The 17,589-nt window shown below is 52.2% G+C and carries 19 protein-coding genes; 8 read left to right on the top strand and 11 right to left on the bottom strand.

Annotated features, from left to right (window positions below; translation table 11 throughout):
• Positions 1–72: 72 nt before the first annotated feature.
• On the top strand, positions 73–1,263 hold the full coding sequence (locus AC5JLP_RS10445) for a DUF7482 domain-containing protein (RefSeq protein WP_496067876.1): 1,191 nt from the start codon (positions 73–75) through the stop codon (positions 1,261–1,263).
• A gap of 203 nt (positions 1,264–1,466) precedes the next feature.
• On the opposite strand, the gene AC5JLP_RS10440 is transcribed toward AC5JLP_RS10445, so the two are convergent.
• Genes AC5JLP_RS10440 through AC5JLP_RS10430 form a run of 3 tightly spaced genes read right to left on the bottom strand, consistent with a single transcriptional unit; the run spans position 1,467 to position 4,946 of the window.
• Positions 1,467–3,083 (bottom strand): ATP-dependent DNA ligase, encoded by a 1,617-nt coding sequence (locus tag AC5JLP_RS10440; protein ID WP_496067875.1) that lies wholly within the window; start codon positions 3,081–3,083, stop codon positions 1,467–1,469.
• Positions 3,080–4,183 carry a ligase-associated DNA damage response exonuclease gene (locus AC5JLP_RS10435; RefSeq protein ID WP_496067874.1) on the bottom strand — a complete coding sequence of 368 codons (1,104 nt, stop codon included), beginning with the start codon at positions 4,181–4,183 and terminating at the stop codon, positions 3,080–3,082. Before AC5JLP_RS10435 ends, AC5JLP_RS10440 begins: the two co-directional genes overlap by 4 nt.
• 49 nt (positions 4,184–4,232) lie before the next feature.
• Positions 4,233–4,946 carry an Alr1449 family protein gene (locus tag AC5JLP_RS10430; RefSeq protein WP_496067873.1) on the bottom strand — a complete coding sequence of 238 codons (714 nt, stop codon included), beginning with the start codon at positions 4,944–4,946 and terminating at the stop codon, positions 4,233–4,235.
• Between the two features lie 80 nt (positions 4,947–5,026).
• On the opposite strand from AC5JLP_RS10430, the gene AC5JLP_RS10425 reads away from it, so the two are divergent.
• Positions 5,027–5,245, top strand: coding sequence for a hypothetical protein (locus AC5JLP_RS10425; protein WP_496067872.1), 219 nt, complete (start codon positions 5,027–5,029; stop codon positions 5,243–5,245).
• 139 nt (positions 5,246–5,384) lie between these two features.
• Here AC5JLP_RS10425 and AC5JLP_RS10420 read toward each other — a convergent pair whose 3' ends face one another.
• Positions 5,385–6,089 carry a hypothetical protein gene (locus tag AC5JLP_RS10420; RefSeq protein ID WP_496067871.1) on the bottom strand — a complete coding sequence of 235 codons (705 nt, stop codon included), beginning with the start codon at positions 6,087–6,089 and terminating at the stop codon, positions 5,385–5,387.
• Positions 6,090–6,258: 169 nt separating this feature from the next.
• On the opposite strand from AC5JLP_RS10420, the gene AC5JLP_RS10415 reads away from it, so the two are divergent.
• Positions 6,259–7,488, top strand: coding sequence for a chloride channel protein (locus tag AC5JLP_RS10415; protein ID WP_496067870.1), 1,230 nt, complete (start codon positions 6,259–6,261; stop codon positions 7,486–7,488).
• Positions 7,489–7,719: 231 nt separating this feature from the next.
• Positions 7,720–8,325 carry a hypothetical protein gene (locus AC5JLP_RS10410; RefSeq protein WP_496067869.1) on the top strand — a complete coding sequence of 202 codons (606 nt, stop codon included), beginning with the start codon at positions 7,720–7,722 and terminating at the stop codon, positions 8,323–8,325.
• A gap of 12 nt (positions 8,326–8,337) precedes the next feature.
• On the opposite strand, the gene AC5JLP_RS10405 is transcribed toward AC5JLP_RS10410, so the two are convergent.
• The 3 genes from AC5JLP_RS10405 to purH form a co-directional block, all read right to left on the bottom strand.
• A complete protein-coding gene (locus AC5JLP_RS10405; protein WP_496067868.1) occupies positions 8,338–9,006 on the bottom strand; it encodes a DNA-3-methyladenine glycosylase family protein in 669 nt (222 codons plus the stop codon).
• 5 nt (positions 9,007–9,011) lie between these two features.
• Positions 9,012–9,482, bottom strand: coding sequence for a DUF4079 domain-containing protein (locus AC5JLP_RS10400; protein WP_496067867.1), 471 nt, complete (start codon positions 9,480–9,482; stop codon positions 9,012–9,014).
• 83 nt (positions 9,483–9,565) lie between these two features.
• A complete protein-coding gene (purH, locus tag AC5JLP_RS10395; RefSeq protein WP_496067866.1) occupies positions 9,566–11,137 on the bottom strand; it encodes a bifunctional phosphoribosylaminoimidazolecarboxamide formyltransferase/IMP cyclohydrolase in 1,572 nt (523 codons plus the stop codon).
• A 222-nt stretch (positions 11,138–11,359) separates the two neighbouring features.
• Between purH and AC5JLP_RS10390 the strand changes: the two genes are divergently transcribed.
• The 3 genes from AC5JLP_RS10390 (at position 11,360) to coaBC (ending at position 13,746) form a co-directional block, all read left to right on the top strand.
• Positions 11,360–12,037: an alpha/beta hydrolase gene (locus tag AC5JLP_RS10390; protein ID WP_496067865.1), complete on the top strand. Its 678-nt coding sequence runs from the start codon at positions 11,360–11,362 to the stop codon at positions 12,035–12,037.
• Between the two features lie 106 nt (positions 12,038–12,143).
• Positions 12,144–12,374, top strand: coding sequence for a protein IsiD (gene isiD / locus AC5JLP_RS10385; RefSeq protein WP_496067864.1), 231 nt, complete (start codon positions 12,144–12,146; stop codon positions 12,372–12,374).
• Positions 12,375–12,543: 169 nt separating this feature from the next.
• Positions 12,544–13,746: a bifunctional phosphopantothenoylcysteine decarboxylase/phosphopantothenate--cysteine ligase CoaBC gene (gene coaBC / locus AC5JLP_RS10380; protein WP_496067863.1), complete on the top strand. Its 1,203-nt coding sequence runs from the start codon at positions 12,544–12,546 to the stop codon at positions 13,744–13,746.
• 89 nt (positions 13,747–13,835) lie between these two features.
• Here coaBC and AC5JLP_RS10375 read toward each other — a convergent pair whose 3' ends face one another.
• From AC5JLP_RS10375 to AC5JLP_RS10360, 4 genes are all read right to left on the bottom strand, one after another.
• Entirely contained in the window at positions 13,836–14,039 is a 204-nt protein-coding gene (locus tag AC5JLP_RS10375) for a hypothetical protein (protein WP_496067862.1), read from the bottom strand.
• Between the two features lie 189 nt (positions 14,040–14,228).
• Positions 14,229–14,363 carry a hypothetical protein gene (locus tag AC5JLP_RS10370; RefSeq protein ID WP_496067861.1) on the bottom strand — a complete coding sequence of 45 codons (135 nt, stop codon included), beginning with the start codon at positions 14,361–14,363 and terminating at the stop codon, positions 14,229–14,231.
• A 330-nt stretch (positions 14,364–14,693) separates the two neighbouring features.
• Positions 14,694–16,799, bottom strand: a complete 2,106-nt coding sequence (gene argZ, locus AC5JLP_RS10365; protein WP_496067860.1) for a bifunctional arginine dihydrolase/ornithine cyclodeaminase — start codon at positions 16,797–16,799, stop codon at positions 14,694–14,696.
• 245 nt (positions 16,800–17,044) lie between these two features.
• Complete coding sequence (locus AC5JLP_RS10360) at positions 17,045–17,269, bottom strand: hypothetical protein (protein WP_496067859.1); 225 nt, start codon at positions 17,267–17,269, stop codon at positions 17,045–17,047.
• 105 nt (positions 17,270–17,374) lie between these two features.
• Here AC5JLP_RS10360 and AC5JLP_RS10355 point away from each other — a divergent pair.
• Positions 17,375–17,589, top strand: a 215-nt coding sequence (locus tag AC5JLP_RS10355; RefSeq protein ID WP_496067858.1) for a transposase, incomplete at its 3' end; no start/stop codon positions are given.

Raw genomic sequence — 17,589 nt, 5'->3', positions numbered from 1 at the left:
CATTTTCTCAAATTCCTCTCAGCTTGTGATCGCTAAATAGGAACAGTTTTAGTGATTGCACTCGCAGGATATATGAACAAACGAATTGGTTTCGCGATCGTGTTTTTGCTTGCACTGATTGTCTCGATCGCGTCAACGACTGTTTTTGCTGCACCAGGTGGGCTGGCAGAAGCGCAGGCTTTGCTGGCAACAGCCGCCAAGGAGTCCGGTCGCCCGGTCTACTCTGAAGCAACGGCAATCAAGTTTAAGCCCAGTGACAATGTCTATGTGAAGAGTGTCCTGGCGGTAGATTTTACCTACGGCAAGGCAAACGTTACTTTACCGTTATACAAAGGCTTTTCTCCGCAGGGCAAATCTGTCTACTACATCATTACTGAGGCATCTGATTTTGACGTTGCCAAGAAGTTGGGCATCAACTTTGCGCCCAAAATGAAGAAGGCGATCGGCTCTGCTGGTGTACAAAGCGTGACGATGAGCAACGGCTTGATCAAATTCAAGGGTAATGTCGATTTCTCACCACAATACCAGGTCGAGCCAGGTTCGCCGAATCCATTTCCGCCTAAAGTGGCAAAACCAGGTGCCATTGGCGATGCACAATGGTCTTCGATGGTGGTGATGCCAAGTCGCGTGGTACTCAATGTGCAAATGGTACACAACGATTCGGGTAGCCACGATCGCCTGGTTGCACTCGATCTGAAACAGCGGACAGTAACGATGTCGATCTTGGATGGTTTTCAGGGTGGAAAGCAATACTTCTATCATCTTGTGACGGATGTTTCAGCAGAAGTGCCATCGGTACTGGAGAAAGGTGTCTTTACGCCTCGGCTTGCCAAAGTTCCTGAAATGGGCAAATCAACGCCCTCCGATCGCTCTGCTTTATTGGGCTTCTCTCCCGTCCTGAATGGCATTACTGACACGGCCACTGGGCAGTTTCAGGGTTTTGAGGCTTCCCTGGCAAACGGTGGCATTGACCCAATCAATGTATTCCCCATCCCTCCATCAAATGACGATCGCTCTGCTACCAATAACTACAGCCCCTTATGGGATGCCCATGTGAACATGTGGACAGATGCAGCCATTAAAGCAGGAAAAGTCAGACGCATCACCTCCTTTGAGGATCTCAAAGGATTAGTGGAAGCAGGGTTGGTGACTAGCGCTTACATCAACCCCGAAGGCGCTGGTAATCCCTGGTTGTTTGGGCTTCGACCAACTCGAGCTGTGATCAACTGCCCTGTCATTGCACATCCGGTGCTTTCAGAATAGCCTCAGTCTCTTTCTAAGTTCTAGGCGTGGACAAAGTGAATGTCATCCTTTCTCCATGCCTGGAGGACTAAATCGGTAGCCCCCTTACAACTATTTTCATTTGCATCCACTGCACCCGATACCCGATCCCCCACACCCGCCTTGGTCAAACTGTGGCTAACTCGATTGAGAACCGCTGTATCTGGCAGAAACCTGAAGGGTTGCTACAACTTATCTTCCAACAAAGCGAATGCTGCTTGAATCGTATCGGCTTCTTTAACGGGTTTATCTTTACGCCAGCGGAGAATTCTGGGGAAGCGGACGGAGATGCCGGATTTGTGGCGAGTGGATTCGGCGATGCCTTCAAAGCCGATTTCAAAGACGTGAATGGGTTCGACCGATCGCACGGGACCAAATTTTTCCACCGTATGACGACGAATCCATCGATCGAGTTCATCAATTTCTTTATTATCCAACCCAGAATAGGCTTTGGCAAAGGGCGTTAGGGCATCACCATTCCACAAAGCAAAGGTGTAATCGGTAAACAGATTGGCGCGTTTGCCCGTACCTGCTTGAGCATAAATCAACACGGCATCTAAGGTCATCGGCTCCAGCTTATATTTCCACCAGAAGCCACGCTTGCGACCGACCAAATAGGGACTGTCGATCGCTTTTACAATCAGCCCTTCCGCGCCTTGCTCCCGTGCTCGATCGCGCAATGCTTTTAATTCATCAAACGATTGAAACGGCATAGCTCCGGATAGACTTAACCATTGTGGATCAGCCGTTTTCAGTAGTTCGATCAGGCGTTGGCGACGATCGCGCAAGGGGTGCGATCGGATATCCTGTCCCTCATCTTCCAGTAAATCGTAGGCAATGAAGTGAGCAGGATTTTCATCAATGACTTTTTGCGTGACACGCTTGCGTCCCAGACGTTTTTGGAGATGGCTGAAGTTTTGAGGACGATCGTCATTCCAGCAAAGAATTTCACCATCCAGCACAATGCCCTCTGGCAACTGTTGAAATGGAGCCACAAACTCTGGAAATTGCTGTGTAATGAGATCTTCACCACGCGACCAGATGGCAAATTGATCGGGACGACGAATAATTTGAGCGCGAATGCCATCCCACTTCCATTCCGCCTGCCAACTGGTTAATTCGGCCTCTTGCAACCGCGCATCCTCAAAGGAGGAGGCTAAGAAGAAGGGATACGGCCCCGTTAGAATCTGTGATCCATCAGTAGCACTTTCCTCGGTGATGAGTGCATCATAAAACTCAACCGTGGGTGAAAAATCGCCCATGAGACGGTGAGCTAGCACAGCTTCAGAAAGATTAAACTCTGCTGCCAACGCTTTAATGACCAGCTTCTCCGAAACGCCGACTCGAAAAGCTCCCGTCAGCACTTTGTTTAAGATAAAAACTTCAAACTCAGTCAAAGACGACCACCAGGAAACAATTAAATCCCGCAATGCTTCCTCCGATTCCATCGTCTTAACGGTGGGAATGATGGTTTCCATCCAGATATGGAGTGGAATGGGTGACGCGGTTTTTGCCTCAAAAGGGGTGTCTCGTAGCAGGAGCGCGATCGCCTCTGCTGTATCGCCTACCTGCGCGTAGCAATCTTCAAACAACCATTCGGGAATGTCTGAGATTTGCAAAAACACATCGCGCAACACTCTGGATGTAATCAACCGTTTGCGCGTCTTGCTAAGCAGGAGGTAGAGTGCCCAGACGGCATTGGCGGGTTCTTCGTCACGAAAATAGCGCTGTAAGGCTTTAACTTTCTCATTCGTAGAAGTGGTTGCATCCACCTGTTGAAAAAGCTGGGTGAACCGTTTCATTCAATATCCCCTTCGCCCTCAAACAAGGTTTTTAGAGGCAAGGCATTGAGCGCAAAAGTTTCACGAAGATAGCGTGATACCACCTCTGTTTGCCCATGCGTGACGTAGATGGTTTCTGCCTGCGTTTGCCGCACCGTTTGAATTAACCCTTGCCAATCCGCATGATCCGACAAAACGAATCCCCGCTCGTATCCCCGCCGCCGACGGGCACCGCGTACCGCCATCCAACCGGATGCAAAGGCCGTTTGAGGATGGGAAAAGCGTTTCATCCAAGTCGATCGATGAGCCGACGGTGGAGCCAACACCAGATCGCCTGTAAATTTGTAGCCACGAGGCATTTCAGATACGGGAATGGTTTCAACCATCTTCACACCTACCTGACGATAAATTTCCGTCAGTACGTGTACGGCACCATGCACATACACAGGCTTGTCGGTGAACTTGCAAAGCTCACTCAACACCCGTTGCGCTTTACCAAAGGCATAACAGAACAAGATGGATGGACGCTCTGGATCACTCTCCCACCACTGATAGATTTCACGACAGGTGGCTTCACCAGTAGCCCAACGGTAAATGGGTAAGCCAAAGGTAGCTTCTGTGATGAATGTGTTGCAGGGCACAACCTCAAAGGATTCGCACGTCGGATCATAGCCGCGCTTGTAGTCACCTGAAACAACCCACACATCATTGCCACACTCGACGCGAATCTGTGCAGAACCGAGGACATGTCCGGCTGGATGGAAAGATACCCAGGTCTTGCCGAGCTTGACGCGTTGCCCATACTCGACTCCTTGCAGATTGGCGTTGATACCCAACCGCTTTTGCAAAATGCCTTCGGAGATTTTGGTGGCAATGTAGTGCTGCGAACCAGAACGCGCATGATCGGAATGGGCGTGGGTGATTAGCGCACGATCGACGGGTTTCCAGGGGTCGATAAAGAAACCCCCTTGTTCGCAGTAAAGACCTTCAGGCAGTACGGTAATGAGCGTCATACCCGTATTGTGTTGGAAAAACGGTGAGGGAACAAGGTGTGTCGATGGAGTTGGGTAGTCATACCAGCTTAAATTGAAAATGCGACACATTCCGTAGAGGCGCAGCATTGCCGTACCTCTACCCGACTAAATCGAATCAAGCTCTTTTAATTAGCTCCTAGTCGGGAAGCGCCAAGCCTGTGCGAGGATCGCGGATATATAAGCCCAGCGTCAGTGTTTCCAAAACATTGTCCCAAACGGGTGTGAGGCGATCGGCTTGGTCTGTCCAGTAATCGAAGGTGATCAGACATTGCACGTTTGACCCCAAGCCAATACAAATCCGTGAAAAGGCTTCCCGATTTTCGTCTGGATCAATAAATTTGATTTCTGCCCAGACAATGCGTGCTGTTTGACGTTTGACGGTAAATACATCACTGGTTTCGATCGCGTTGCGTTGATCATCGGCCACAATCTTTTTCAACGTTGCTTTGAGGGGAAATAAATCCCAATCGCCTTCAGGCAAACGGTTGAAAGACACTTCCAAACGGCAATCATCGTTCGGTGGTTTGCGATCGGTAAACTTAAACGACTTCTCATCCGGTTCAAACACCCAATCGCCCGGCACATCAAAACGCACGGCTCCCCGACCAGCAACAAACACCTTGCAACCAGGTTTGGCTTGCCAGCGGTGATCGTCCTTCAGCTCAAGGGTTTCTTTGATCCACTCAGGCTTACTTTTCTTTTGCTTTGCCATAGGATATGGTGCGATCGTGGGTAGAAAGCGATCAACCCTAGTGTAACGGCGATCGTGGGTAAGGGCGATCGTGAAACAGTAAGCATTGAAGACGCTTATGCCTGACTGACAAAAGTCTTGAAAAGCTGATAGCTTCATTGCTCACCCACCCGTGATTAAAATCCGAGCTAATGGTGTGAAAACCCGTTAAAACGGGTTACAAGTCGCTTGCAGTACTCTTGAGAGGCCTTCCTGACCTTAGCCGCGCTCACGTTCCAACACAAGCGCTCGGACACCTCGGCAACGCTGGCGGTCGAGGCTGGATGTGGCACAGTTGGCTTGCAGTCATTCCGACGCCTGGAAACGCAGAGGTGATGGGACTGGCTGGACAACGGGTGTGGCGACGCACTGCGGTCAAAGCGGGAACGGAAACCCGGACACAACGTGCAGCGCGCTAGCGAGAAGCCGAAGGTTGGGCAGAACGGCTCGAAGCGATAGGACGTGCGTCAAAGGGCGACCGGGGCCGTGCGGTGTTTTCGTCTCTGCGCTAGGCAAAAGCCAAGACCGCGCTTCCGATGCCTGCTGGCTCAAACCACGCTAAAACTGCGAGGACGCGATGGACAGCCGCAACAGACGGTTGCCCTGACAGGTTGCCTGGTTTGCACTGTCTGTGCGGCCTCTGGTGCCTGGCAGTGAGCGACACGAAGCAGCGCCGTCGGGTTGGTGCATGCGCGTGTGGCAAGGGACAAAGCGAGCCCAAGCGTTGGCATGGGTGTTGTTTACCACCATTGCACTCAGCGATGCAACCGAGGCCCTGATGCACGTGGAGTGGTACGCAGACGTTGGGTGTTTGAGGCGTCTCACAACTGTCTCAAGCGTGGCTGTGCCATGAACGCCGCCCATTGACCACGGCTGACGGCTTGGTGCGATTGTTAGGCTTGCTCGCCATTGGGGCAGTGCGACTGCCGCCACTGCGAACCTTCGCGCGAACCCACCCAGAAACACCCACACCCGACGCGATGCCTGACGCGATGATTCCGGTCTTAACGGCGCGTCAGGCATTGCCGCACCCACCCCAAACACTCGGCGAATTTTGGCGGTCTTTGGCGCAATAGGTGGCGCGATTGGGCGTAGAGGCGATGGCAACCCAGGTGGGCAAACTTTGTGGCGCGGCTGGTGCCGTCTCCAAGAGCGCTGCTGGGGCGCCTCGCTCGCAGGCAGGCTGAGGTAAAAAATCTGGGTAATGACAAGCCTAATAAACAGAGGCTGGCATCCTTGCTGAAAGTCATATGTATGAGTCATTGATGACAGCCCCTAGCAACGCCTTTCTACCGTCTGCATCATGACGACGGGTGGCACTCCGGTTTAAGATTACTGGGCTTACGCAACTACATAAGTGATGTCTCCCGAAAAGCCTTCCCCTCCGCCATCTCAGCGCTTGCCTTTCCTCCTTCACCATCTCAACAGTTTAGTGCAACGAAACCCTCTGACGCTCTCTCGCTGGGTGCTGCGCTGGCTTGTTGTCGGTGTTGTGTGCGGTCTCTTCGCTGGTGTGTATTGGAATCTTTTAGAGTGGTTAACGCATGGCTTGCGGCACTTTGAAGGAGCGAGTCTGCTGGTTGTGATGCCGTTAGCAGGGTTGCTCGTTGGTCTGGTGATTCATGGCTTGGGCAACCCTGGTGAGATCGCGCTGATTGTCGATAACATTCACTTTCAAGGTGGGCGGCTGGATGCCAGCAAAAATCTATCCATGCTGCTGAGTTCGCTGCTGAGCATTGCGGCAGGCGGCAGTGCTGGCCCGGAAGCACCCCTGGTACAAGTCACTGGCTCTTTTGGCACCTGGGCCGCCGATCGCCTCAAACTTCAAGGCGAAGATTTGCGATCGCTCAGTTTGGCTGGCATGGCAGCAGGGTTCACGGCCCTCTTTGGCGCTCCCTTGGGTGGGGCGATCTTTGCGCTAGAAATTCTGCATCATCAGCACATTCTTGAATACTACGAAGCGCTGATGCCTGCGATCGTGGCAAGCTGTGCCAGCTATCTGGTGTTCGCCCTCATCACTCATCTGGGCATTGCGCCAACCTGGAGTTTTCCCCAATACCACATCAATAATGTTGATGACTTTGTGCTGGCGCTGCTTTATGGCGCGATCGGAGCGGCATTAGGATGGCTGTTTATCACCCTGTTCCGGCTGTGCGATCGCCTCTTTAGCCGTATTCCTGGCCCTGTATATGTTCAAACAACGCTTGCAGGCTTGGGGCTGGGCATGATGGCCTGGGTCTTTCCGTTGACGCGCTACTTTGGGCACGAAGAGTTAAATCAGGTGATCAACGCAGATACCGCTGCCTGGGCATTGCTGGCCTTAGCAGCGGCAAAAATGGCAACAATCAGCCTCACGGTGACAGGTGGGTGGCGCGGTGGCTTCATTATTCCACTCTTTTTCACGGGAGCTTGTGTCGGCAAGGCGATCGCGCTCATCATTCCTGGCACTCATCCAGCCTTAGCCATGCTTTGTACAATGGCAGCCCTGAATGCGTCTGTAACTCGCACACCCGTCAGTACCACGCTCCTGCTAGCAAAATTAGCTGAAGTCAGTCCGTTTACGCCCATTCTATTTGCCAGCCTCATTGGCTTTTTCCTGGCTCCTAAAAGTCCATTGATTCGATCGCAGCTCAAGGCTCAGTCTCATCCCGTTGTGGAATAGTGGATTAGAACTTTACGCATGGGTCTCTCAAGTTCTGTACGTTTGACTGTACGCCATGACTGCAACTGGTTTAGAGGCGCTTTAGAGACCGCGATGTAATTTGAGTCACAGAAAAAGGTGGCTTCAGTCACGCGATCGTGCTGCAAAGATCACCAATCAGGGGAGCTTACCATCACCTGCTCAGGGTTGGAAAAGCCTGATATTACTTCTATCGCAAGCCCCCGAACTACTATGTCAGCTCAATTCACATCATCAGCTTCCACCACCACATTCTCTACGGTCTTCTCGCGTCAGACTGTTTTCTCGCGTCAGATTGAGAAATGGCTCACAGGCATTGCCCTCACCTGTGCCCTCAGTTTGGCGATGCAAGGATTGTCTCATGCGCCTGCTCACGGTGCGTCTGTCCACGGTGATGAAGCACCTGTTGCTCAACCGTCAGCCACTAAGGATGCAGTGAAGGGTGCGATCGGCGCGCTGCCAGACGGTGACTATCTGTACGGACAGGCTCCCAAAGCAGGACAACTGGGTGCCACGTACCTGGTTTTTGAAGTCAAAAAAGGTCATGTCACAGGCGCGTTTTACATGCCTCGCTCATCGTTCGACTGCGTACATGGTGCTTTCCAGACACAACAATTGGCTCTAACGGTGATCAATAGCTACGAGCAAGCAAGCTATCCCTACACTGTCGCGCTGCAAGGTGGTGGTGCTTCTGCTTCTTCTGTTCAACCAGATGTTGCCCGGATCGGCCTAGAAGGGTACTACCCCATCAAGCAACTCAGTGCCACCGATCAACGCATCCTTTCCACCTGCAAAGCCAGCCACCATAGTAGTTTGTAATTTGCCCATACTTCACGGTTTGATGGTGCTTGCAGGCAGCGTGATGTCTAAACTGCGCCAGAGGTACCAGGATGCGATCGTCCGGTAGGGGTGCCACGGGTTGCCAATGCGCTCCACCGTTTTCTTATCCGGCAACTCCGCTAACCCATAGGCACGACGAATGCCAGAGCGAATGCCGAGATCATATACAGGCAGCACATCCCAGCGATGGAGCCGAAAGATGAGCAGCATTTGCACCGTCCAGCGTCCCACTCCTTTGATCGGGAGCAGCGTTTGCACGATCGCTTCATCGTCCATTGCCTCTAGCTCTGACATTGTGGGCAGTCCGTCCAGCGTTTTCTGAGCCAGATCTTTCAGGTAGACAATCTTGGGGCGGGAAATGCCTGCACTGCGTAGGTCGTCATCTGGTGTATTGAGCAGATCAATCGCCATTGGAAAGGCACGGTCGGGATACAGCGCCAGAAAGCGACGATGAATGGCAGCAGCAGCTTTCCCTGACAATTGCTGATAGAGGATGGATTCGCACAAGCAGTAGAGCAAATCGCCCTTCTGCCGTCCCAAATTTAACGTGCAAGCACCGACCTGTTCAATCAGGGTTGCCAGAATGGGATCGGACTGCTTGAGTGCGGCGATCGCGATCGTGTAGTCATACGCGGTTTCTGGCAGAGCGCTACTGTTCATTGGGCTTACAATTTGCTGATAATGCGCTGCACAATTTCAACGCCCGTCCATGCTTGCCAGCCGAACAGCCCTACAAGCACCACATTCAAAGCAATGTGAGTATAGCGTGCCCAATCCGCACCTTTCTGCATAAACGGTGAAAGCGATGCTGAGACGGCAATGATGCCCGTCATACCCAGCCCTGCCAGCAGATGAGACCCAACAAACAGCTTGCCATTGTTGAGGTAAGTGACCGCCATACCGCCGATCGACCCTACCACCATCAACGCCAGCACGAGCGAGCCAATCTGAAAGTGCTTGACGTTATATTTGCCCTGGATCAGCGCTTTCTTCTCTTCACCCTCAGCCGATCGCACGCGGCGCACTTTGAGACCGAGGTACAGAGCATAAACGGTCAGCGCAAACAAAACCCACATCAGGGCGGGGTGAAAGAATTGGCTCCAGACGATGATAGGTTCGGGGGTTGCAGAGTTCATAAGCTAGAAGGATCGAGATACTTCATAAAAGTTAGCATGAAGTTAGGGAGTCAGAACTCCTCACCCCTTACCCCTCACATCTACTAGTGCAAAAAGTGCCGCACGCCTGTTAGTATCATCACCAGCCCCAACTCATTAGCGGCATTGATGGAATCCTGGTCACGAAGGCTGCCACCGGGTTGAACGATCGCGCCAATTCCAGCCGCTGCTGCTGTGCGTACCGAGTCGTCAAAGGGAAAGAAGCCATCGCTGGCGAGGACGGCCCCTTGTGCTTTGTCGCCTGCTTGCTCCAGGGCGATTTTGACGGAACCCACACGATTCATTTGCCCTGCTCCGACTCCGATCGTGGCGCGATCGCGTGTCACCACAATGGCATTTGATTTCACATGCTTGCAAAGCTTCCAGGCAAAGAGCAGTTCTTCTAGCTGTGCGTCGATAGGCTGCTTTTCCGTGACAATGTTCCACTGATTGGGATTAACGGAGAGATCATCCGCTGTTTGGGCGAGAAAGCCGCCTGCGATCGCCTTCACCGTCTCTTTCGGACCACTGCTTAAATCTGGTAGCACCAATACTCTCAAGTTTTTCTTGGCGCTGAGGATCGCTTCTGCTTCCGGTTCACAGCCTGGAGCAACCACGCATTCCAGAAAGGTTTGGGTCATCGCAGTAGCAGTATCAGCATCAATGGGACGATTTAACGCCACAATGCCACCAAACGCTGAAGTCGAGTCGGCATCAAAGGCTTTTTGGTATGCTTCTGCCAGCGTTTGCCCCAGGGCGGCACCACAAGGATTCGTGTGCTTGACGATCGCCGCCACCGGATCGCTCTGTGGATCTGCAAATTCCGCAATAATCTGCCGCGCACCCTCCAAATCAACCAGATTGTTGTAGCTCAGTTCCTTACCCTGAAGCTGCGTCGCCGCCGTCCACCCCGTTGCGCTTGTCCCGGTTTGATACCACGCCGCTGGCTGATGCGGATTCTCACCATACCGCAACGCCTGCACCTGTTGGCCCGTAAGTTCATATGTCTCAGGCAGCGTTTCTCCTGACTCCTGCTTTCTGACTCCTGACTCCTGCTTTTCTAAATACGCCGCGATCGCTCGATCGTACCCCCCCGTATGCTGAAACGCTTGCAATGCTGCCGCTTGCCGAAACGCGGATGAAACCTCACCGTTGGTCTCGCGCAACTCTTTCAAGTAGCCATCATATTGATTGGGACTGCACAAAATCGTGACGTGAGCATGGTTCTTGGCAGCAGCACGAATCATGGCAGGGCCACCGATGTCGATTTGCTCGATCGCCTCTGCAAACGACACGTTCGGCTTCACAATAGTTTGCTTAAAGGGGTAAAGATTCACGACTACGAGATCGATCGGGCGGATCTGCTGGGCTTCTAAATCGGCTAGATCTTGCGGCTCATCACGTCGCGCCAAAATGCCCCCATGAATGCGAGGATGCAGGGTTTTTACACGTCCTCCTAAGATTTCGGGCGATCCGGTGTAATCCGAGACTTTCGTAACGGGGAGACCTGCCTCTTTCAACGACTGAGCCGTACCACCGCTGCTAATGATGTCAAAGCCAAATTCTTCCACCAGGCTGCGTGCTAGCTCAATCAGCCCCGATTTATTCGATACGCTCAGCAGTGCTAATCGTGGCATGCGACTCAACTCCTGTAAACCCCTAAATTAGTGTACCGGACGATGTGCTGGAGGACTGAAGGCAGCGTGTTCCTTAAGGCGCGATGCGTCTCAAAGCCTCGATTTTTGGGAAGGGCAGCAAGTCATAACGCAAATTGCACCACGAAGCTGGGGATCTAGGCTTCGGGATCTCTGCTTCGACTCACGCTACGATGGGCGTTGCAGCATCTAAAGAATAGACTCATGGCTTTGCAAGCGATTACGATTCCACCTGCTACAGGTAACCCGCCCCAGGGTTTGATTGTCATTCTGCATGGCTGGGGCGCTAGCGCGCAGGATGTCTTATCTCTCGCCTCGTTGATTGACTTGCCAAATGACCAGTTGGTCTTTCCCGATGCGCCGTTTGCTCATCCCTATGCAGCGGGTGGGCGAATGTGGTACGACTTTCCCAGCCATTTCAGCTTTCAGAGTACACCTGAGTTTCGCGTTGGCGAAGCCTCTCCGATGGAGAATCGCGAGGATCTTTCTACCAGCCGTCAGCGCTTGACCGACTTTCTCAAGGCTTTGGAGGCTTCGACGGGGGTACCGCTCTCTCAAACGATTCTCGGAGGCTTTTCTCAAGGTGGAGCGATGACGCTTGATGTGGGTTTAGGCTTACCCCTCGCAGGTTTGATGGTGCTGAGCGGCTACCTTCATGCGCCGATCGCTCCTCCACAAAACCCGATTCCACCCGTGTTGATGGTGCACGGCACGCAAGATCTGGTGGTGCCCCTTGCGGCTGCTCAACAGGCACGTTCCAGCTTGGAACGTCTGGGTGCAAAGGTGCAGTATCAGGAATTTGAGATGGGCCACGAGATTCCACTGATTGTGTTGAAAAAAATACAAAGTTTTGTTGAAGAGTTGTTGCCTGATAATAAGTAACCTGCTAAGTCGTGGCTGGATTGAATCGGGTGGAGTAAGATTTAGTACGGGCTTATGCTGAGAAACCAGGCAACTGAACTCAAGCATTTCAAGAAGAGAGGTGGTAATGATGGCGACTCTAAGCGTTGAGCAGTTGAGTGTTGAGCAGTTGGATGTAACCCGATTCACCACAGCCGATGTCGCTGAACTAGCGGTTCGTCTGGAGAAAGACGATTACATCAATGCCTTTGCAGGGCTAAACGATTGGCACCTGCTGCGGACGATCGCCTTCCAACGCCCAGAATTGGTTGAGCCTTACCTCTATCTACTGGATATGGAAGCTTATGACGAAGCCTAAAAGCAGGAACAATTGAACGTTACAGCCGGGTTAGACTCGGTAAGCCACAGCTTCATCAATCTGAGTGTGGAGTGTGGCAAATGCAAAGGAAAACCGCTGTAAAACGGCAAAATTAAAGAGGTAGCCTACTAGTTAGCTAACAAATTTGTCCGTTTAACGTTCTCTTTCCATGCAGGGCAAACGCGTTCTTTTTGGCATCAGTGGTGGCATTGCAGCGTACAAAATTTGCGAGGTCATTTCGACGTTAGCGAAGCAGGGCTGTGAGGTACGAGCGATTCTAACGCAAGCAGCGCAGGCATTTATCACACCTCTGACCGTTGCAACGCTCTGCCGTCATGCCGCTTATACCGATGATGTGTTTTGGCAAGCAACCCACGATCGCCCATTGCACATTGAGCTTGGTGAATGGGCAGATTTGCTGGTGCTTGCGCCGCTAACTGCAAACACGCTGGCAAAGTTAGCCTATGGCATGGCGGATAATTTGCTGACCAATACCGTGCTGGCTTCCACTTGCCCGGTATTGCTTGCGCCTGCTATGAATACCGACATGTGGGAGCAGCACCCCGTACAGCAAAACTGGCAGGCTGTGCAGGCAAACCCCCGGATGCATTCACTGGCTCCAGGTGCAGGCATCTTGGCGTGCGATCGTGTCGGTGCCGGACGCATGGCAGAACCAGCTGTTATCCTGGCATCGATTGAATCGCTTTTGCAGACTAACGGACAGCGCGATCTGGTTGGCAAGCGTATCTTGATTAGCGCTGGTGGCACCCGCGAGTTTCTTGATCCCGTTCGTTTTTTGGGCAATCCGTCCACAGGAAAAATGGGTGTTGCGTTGGCGCAGGCAGCGCTGCATCGTGGGGCACTGGTAACGCTCGTTCACACAGCAGATGTGTCGATCACCACGGTACTAGGCGTGCGATCGTTCGCTGTTACCAGTGCAGCAGACATGCAGCAAGCGCTATTTGCTAGTTTCCCAGAAGCCGACTGGACGATTATGGCGGCTGCGATTGCGGATGTAAAACCTGCGAGCTATAGCTCGGAGAAGTTGCCCAAGCGCTCGTTGCCTTCTTCACTGGCTTTAGAACCCGTGCTCGATATAGTGGCTGCGCTCGCTGATCTTAAGCAACCCCACCAGAAATTAATTGGTTTTGCGGCGCAGAGCGGTGATATTGTGACACCCGCACTAGAGAAATTGAAGCGAAAGAACCTGGACGCGATCGCGGCTAACCCCATTGACCAACCAGACAGTGGCTTTGGCAGCGATTTTAATCAGGCGGTTTTACTGGATGCTCAAGGACGTAAGCAAGTCGTTGCACTATGCAGTAAACTGCACATGGCCCATCAGCTACTTGATTTTATTCACACGCTCTAGATGAGATGGCATGCTCAAAGGTTTTAGCTTCAGCGCAGACAGCGCTTTGGCGTTTGAAAATTCAGTAGGCAACTGAGTGAGACGCACGCTTAAAGGTAGAAGGTTGGGTAGGCTGGCTGACCGCGATCGCCTTCCAAGACAGCTTTACCACCTTCAAGCGGCTGCATATTAGCTTGAGGCGATCGATGGGAGTCAGCCCAATGGTTTTGAGTGTGTGTTGTGTTGCGTCGTTCGTCGGTTTCTAGGAGAGCTGCTTCTTCAGCCAAAACGTAGAGGTAAGCAAGGTTTTCCATAATCACCAGGGGCTTGATAGTGCAAAGTTGGGAACGTGCAAATTGAGGCGTTGCGTGCCGATGTAGAGTCCAACAGATTTAGCCACCCTGATTACAGCCCTAATGTACCAGTTGATCAATAGGCTCACTTGCGGCTGTATGAAACTCCTGACTAATGGTTGCGTTGGTCAGTTCCGCGTTGCAGTGAATCTATGTCTGCTGGTAGAGCAGTTGTTGGGTAAAACAAATCAGTTGGCACCGATCAATTGATGTGGCGATCGGCTGGTAGAGCAGTGGATAGGATGCACCATCGCGTAGGCAGATTGGCTTTAAGTCAAAAAGCACCGCGTGACCCTTTTGACCCAGCAGTTTTTTGATCTAGAAAGTCATCTACCTCTTCATCATTCATCATGCAAGACGAATGGTCATCACACAAACTAGGTAATAATTTTGTTCACAAAAATTTAAGAGGAGCCAAGACAGAAACGCATGGCAAATCAGCAGCAGAAGAAGCCAGAAGGCAGCAGCGGCCTAACCAACTCCTGCCCTGTGCCTTCTGCCCTCTGCCCTCTTTGCTGCTAACAACCAAAAACTTTTCTGGTATGCCCGTTTCTGATGTGCCGAAAGGCTTTAGGACTTTACAACCAAAAACTTCTTTTGCCTCCTGCCTTCTACTTAAACAACGCGATACTGGCTGGTCAGTTTATTCAACTGTTGTACTAGCAGGCTCAGGAATAAGCCCACGTCCGTTACAACTCCAATAGACTCAACCGAGCCACGATCGCTCAGTTTTGTCACCACAGCCGGGTTGATATCGACGCAGACCATCTTCACGCCAGCAGGGGTCATGTTGCCCACGCCGATCGAGTGCAGCATGGACGACAGCATCAGAATCAGGTCTGCTCCCTGAATTAACCGGGCGTAATCTTCCTGCGCTTTAATCAAATGCATTTGCGTATCGGGAAGTGGCCCGTCATCTCGAATGGAGCCAGCTAGCGAGAAAGGCACGTTGCGGCGCACACACTCGTAAAAAATGCCGCTGGGAATCACACCCTGCTCCACAGCTTTGGCGATACTGCCGTAGCGACGAATGGTGTTGATAACCTTCAAGTGATGCCGATGCCCGCCGCGTACCGAGACGCCTCGCTGCATATCTACACCCAGAGAAGTCCCCATCATGGCTTGCTCAATGTCGTGTACCGCGATCGCGTTGCCGCCCAGCAATGCCTGCACGTAGCCTTCTCGCACCAAATGCGCGAGATGCTCACCCCCACCTGTATGGATGACAACCGGGCCTGCACTGACGACGACCTTGCCACCCTGATCGCGGATCTGGCGCAGTTCCCACGCAATTTGCTCGACGACCAGTTCCACCCGACGTTCACTGGAAACGCCAGCCCCCATGAAGCTAAATTCCTGAGTGTTGCGCTGTTCGCGCGATTCAGTTTTACGGATAGTGCGAATGCCTTCGACCCCTACAACCACGCGATCGCCCACCTGCAAATCGCGCAACAGGCTGCAATAGGCATCCAGTCCATTCGGGGTTTCACGCACGACGATCGCAGCATCCATCCGTTGTCCGCGCACTTTAATCCACTCGCACTGCACCCGTACTTCAGTGGGATAAATGGTTGTGACGTAGAAATCATCGGGCGATACGCCTGCCTGCGTCACCGTTTCAAGAATGCTGTCGCACACATCCTGGGGTGGTGGCAGTGCGCCCAAATCGATGAGTTGGGTCATCAACGTTTCCATCACATCATGGGATGGTGCCGTGACTTTGACTTCAGCCGATGAGGTGCTCTGGCGCTGTTCACCCAGGTTGAAATTCAGCACCTGGAAGCTACCGCCCCCATCTACGATTAGATCCAACGCCTGGTTGATTAGACCTGCATCGAGCAGATGTCCATCCATGCGCACCACCCGACTTTCCACCGTCGCGCTGGCATGAACATCTACCTGCACGGGTTCGGTCACCCGCAAGGTCAGGCATTTTGCTGCGCCACCTGCTTTCAGAAATTCCGTCAGAGGTGTTTCAATGACCTGAAAACCAGCCGCATCAAGGCGCTGTTTCAGCTTGTTGCTGGCCTTATTGAGGACGATCGTGCGATCGATATTGACGGCATTACAGGAAAAGTTGACCGCATCCTCTTCGCCGATCGCAATCCGTTTCGCCTCTGGAACGCGCATTTCAATCAAGCGATTGGAATATGCATCAAAAGCGGGCGCGTAGTACAGCAAGTAGCCGTCGGTTAAGGGGCAGAAGCAGGTGTCGAGGTGATAGAACCGCTCATCCATCAACCGCAGCGACAGCACTTCAATATCCAGCCAGCGTGCCAGGTAAGGGTGAGAATCCAGTTCCGATCGAAAGCCGTACCCCGCCCAGAGCCAGCGTCCTTCACGATCGAACAGCGCATCGCCTGCCCCTTCAAACGGCAAATCCTTGGGCAACTCGTGGACGGTAAACCCGTGGTCTTCAAACCATGCCTTGAAAAAAGGTTCTTCCCCCTGCCGCTCTTTGTGGAAAAAACGACTGAGTACGGCAGTGTCTCCAAGTACCAGACCTGCATTTGCAGTGAAGACCATATCGGGCACGCCTTTTTCGGGCTGCACCAGATCCACGATCGCGTGATCTTTGAGAACGTGAAACAACTGCTGCCACTGCTCAACAGCACGATCGCGGGAGGACTTGTGTACATTACCCTCCATCCACGGATTAATCACATAATCCACGTCGTAATGGTCAGGCGCACACATGAGGAAGCGAATGGAAGATGTCATAAAAAAAGCCTGCCCATGTAGATGCAGGAAGGAAAGCTTAGGAGAGGTCAAGGATCTATTGTATTACAGGAGTTTGCCTGCTTAGCCCTAGCGTCACTGTTCAGTAACAAACTGCTTTGTACCCACTGCCCGATACACCTGAAACCATTGCTGTTATGAAAGCAGCCATTCAGGAACACATCAAGACGTTGAATGAGAAGCGAAACGTTTAGTCGATCGTGGCTGTTGCTCTAAGCATCGTTTTGCTATGGCGCGAAAAGGTTAAAAAAATGCTTTACCGTCTCAGGAAAATGACCCGGAAGCAGATCGAATCCGATCGCTGACTTGAGTAAATAACCTGCTAAAAGAATGAACGCACTGAACGCTAAATTAGCTCCCAGGAGAATGACCAAAACCGCGATCGTGTTACCGATTTTGGTGATTGATCGGGGTACGTAGCTTCGCTGTTTTGCCCGTTTATCTTTGCCCACAAAAAGCACTACATAAAAACGCGAGGCTCAATAGGTGTTACGGGGAGGTGAAGCGAGAGGCACAGATTGGTATCCTATCAGCAGGGAAACGACTCATCTACGCTCATGCTCAACTTGAACTTAACCCATCTGATAGACGATGCTAAATGCTACGAAACAGTGCGCCAGATGCGCTGGAGAGCGGGTGTTTACTGCCCCAAGTGTACCAGCCCTAGTGTAATCAAGCGGGGCAAGGATGAAACTCAACGTGAGCGTCAACGGTATCAATGTAAGAGTTGCGGTACTCACTTTGATGACCTGACGGATACGATTTTTGCTGG

The sequence above is a fragment of the Stenomitos rutilans genome (genome assembly GCF_059505485.1).
The sequence above is the reverse complement of the archived record's forward strand: the minus strand, read 5'-3'. Positions and strand labels throughout refer to the sequence as shown.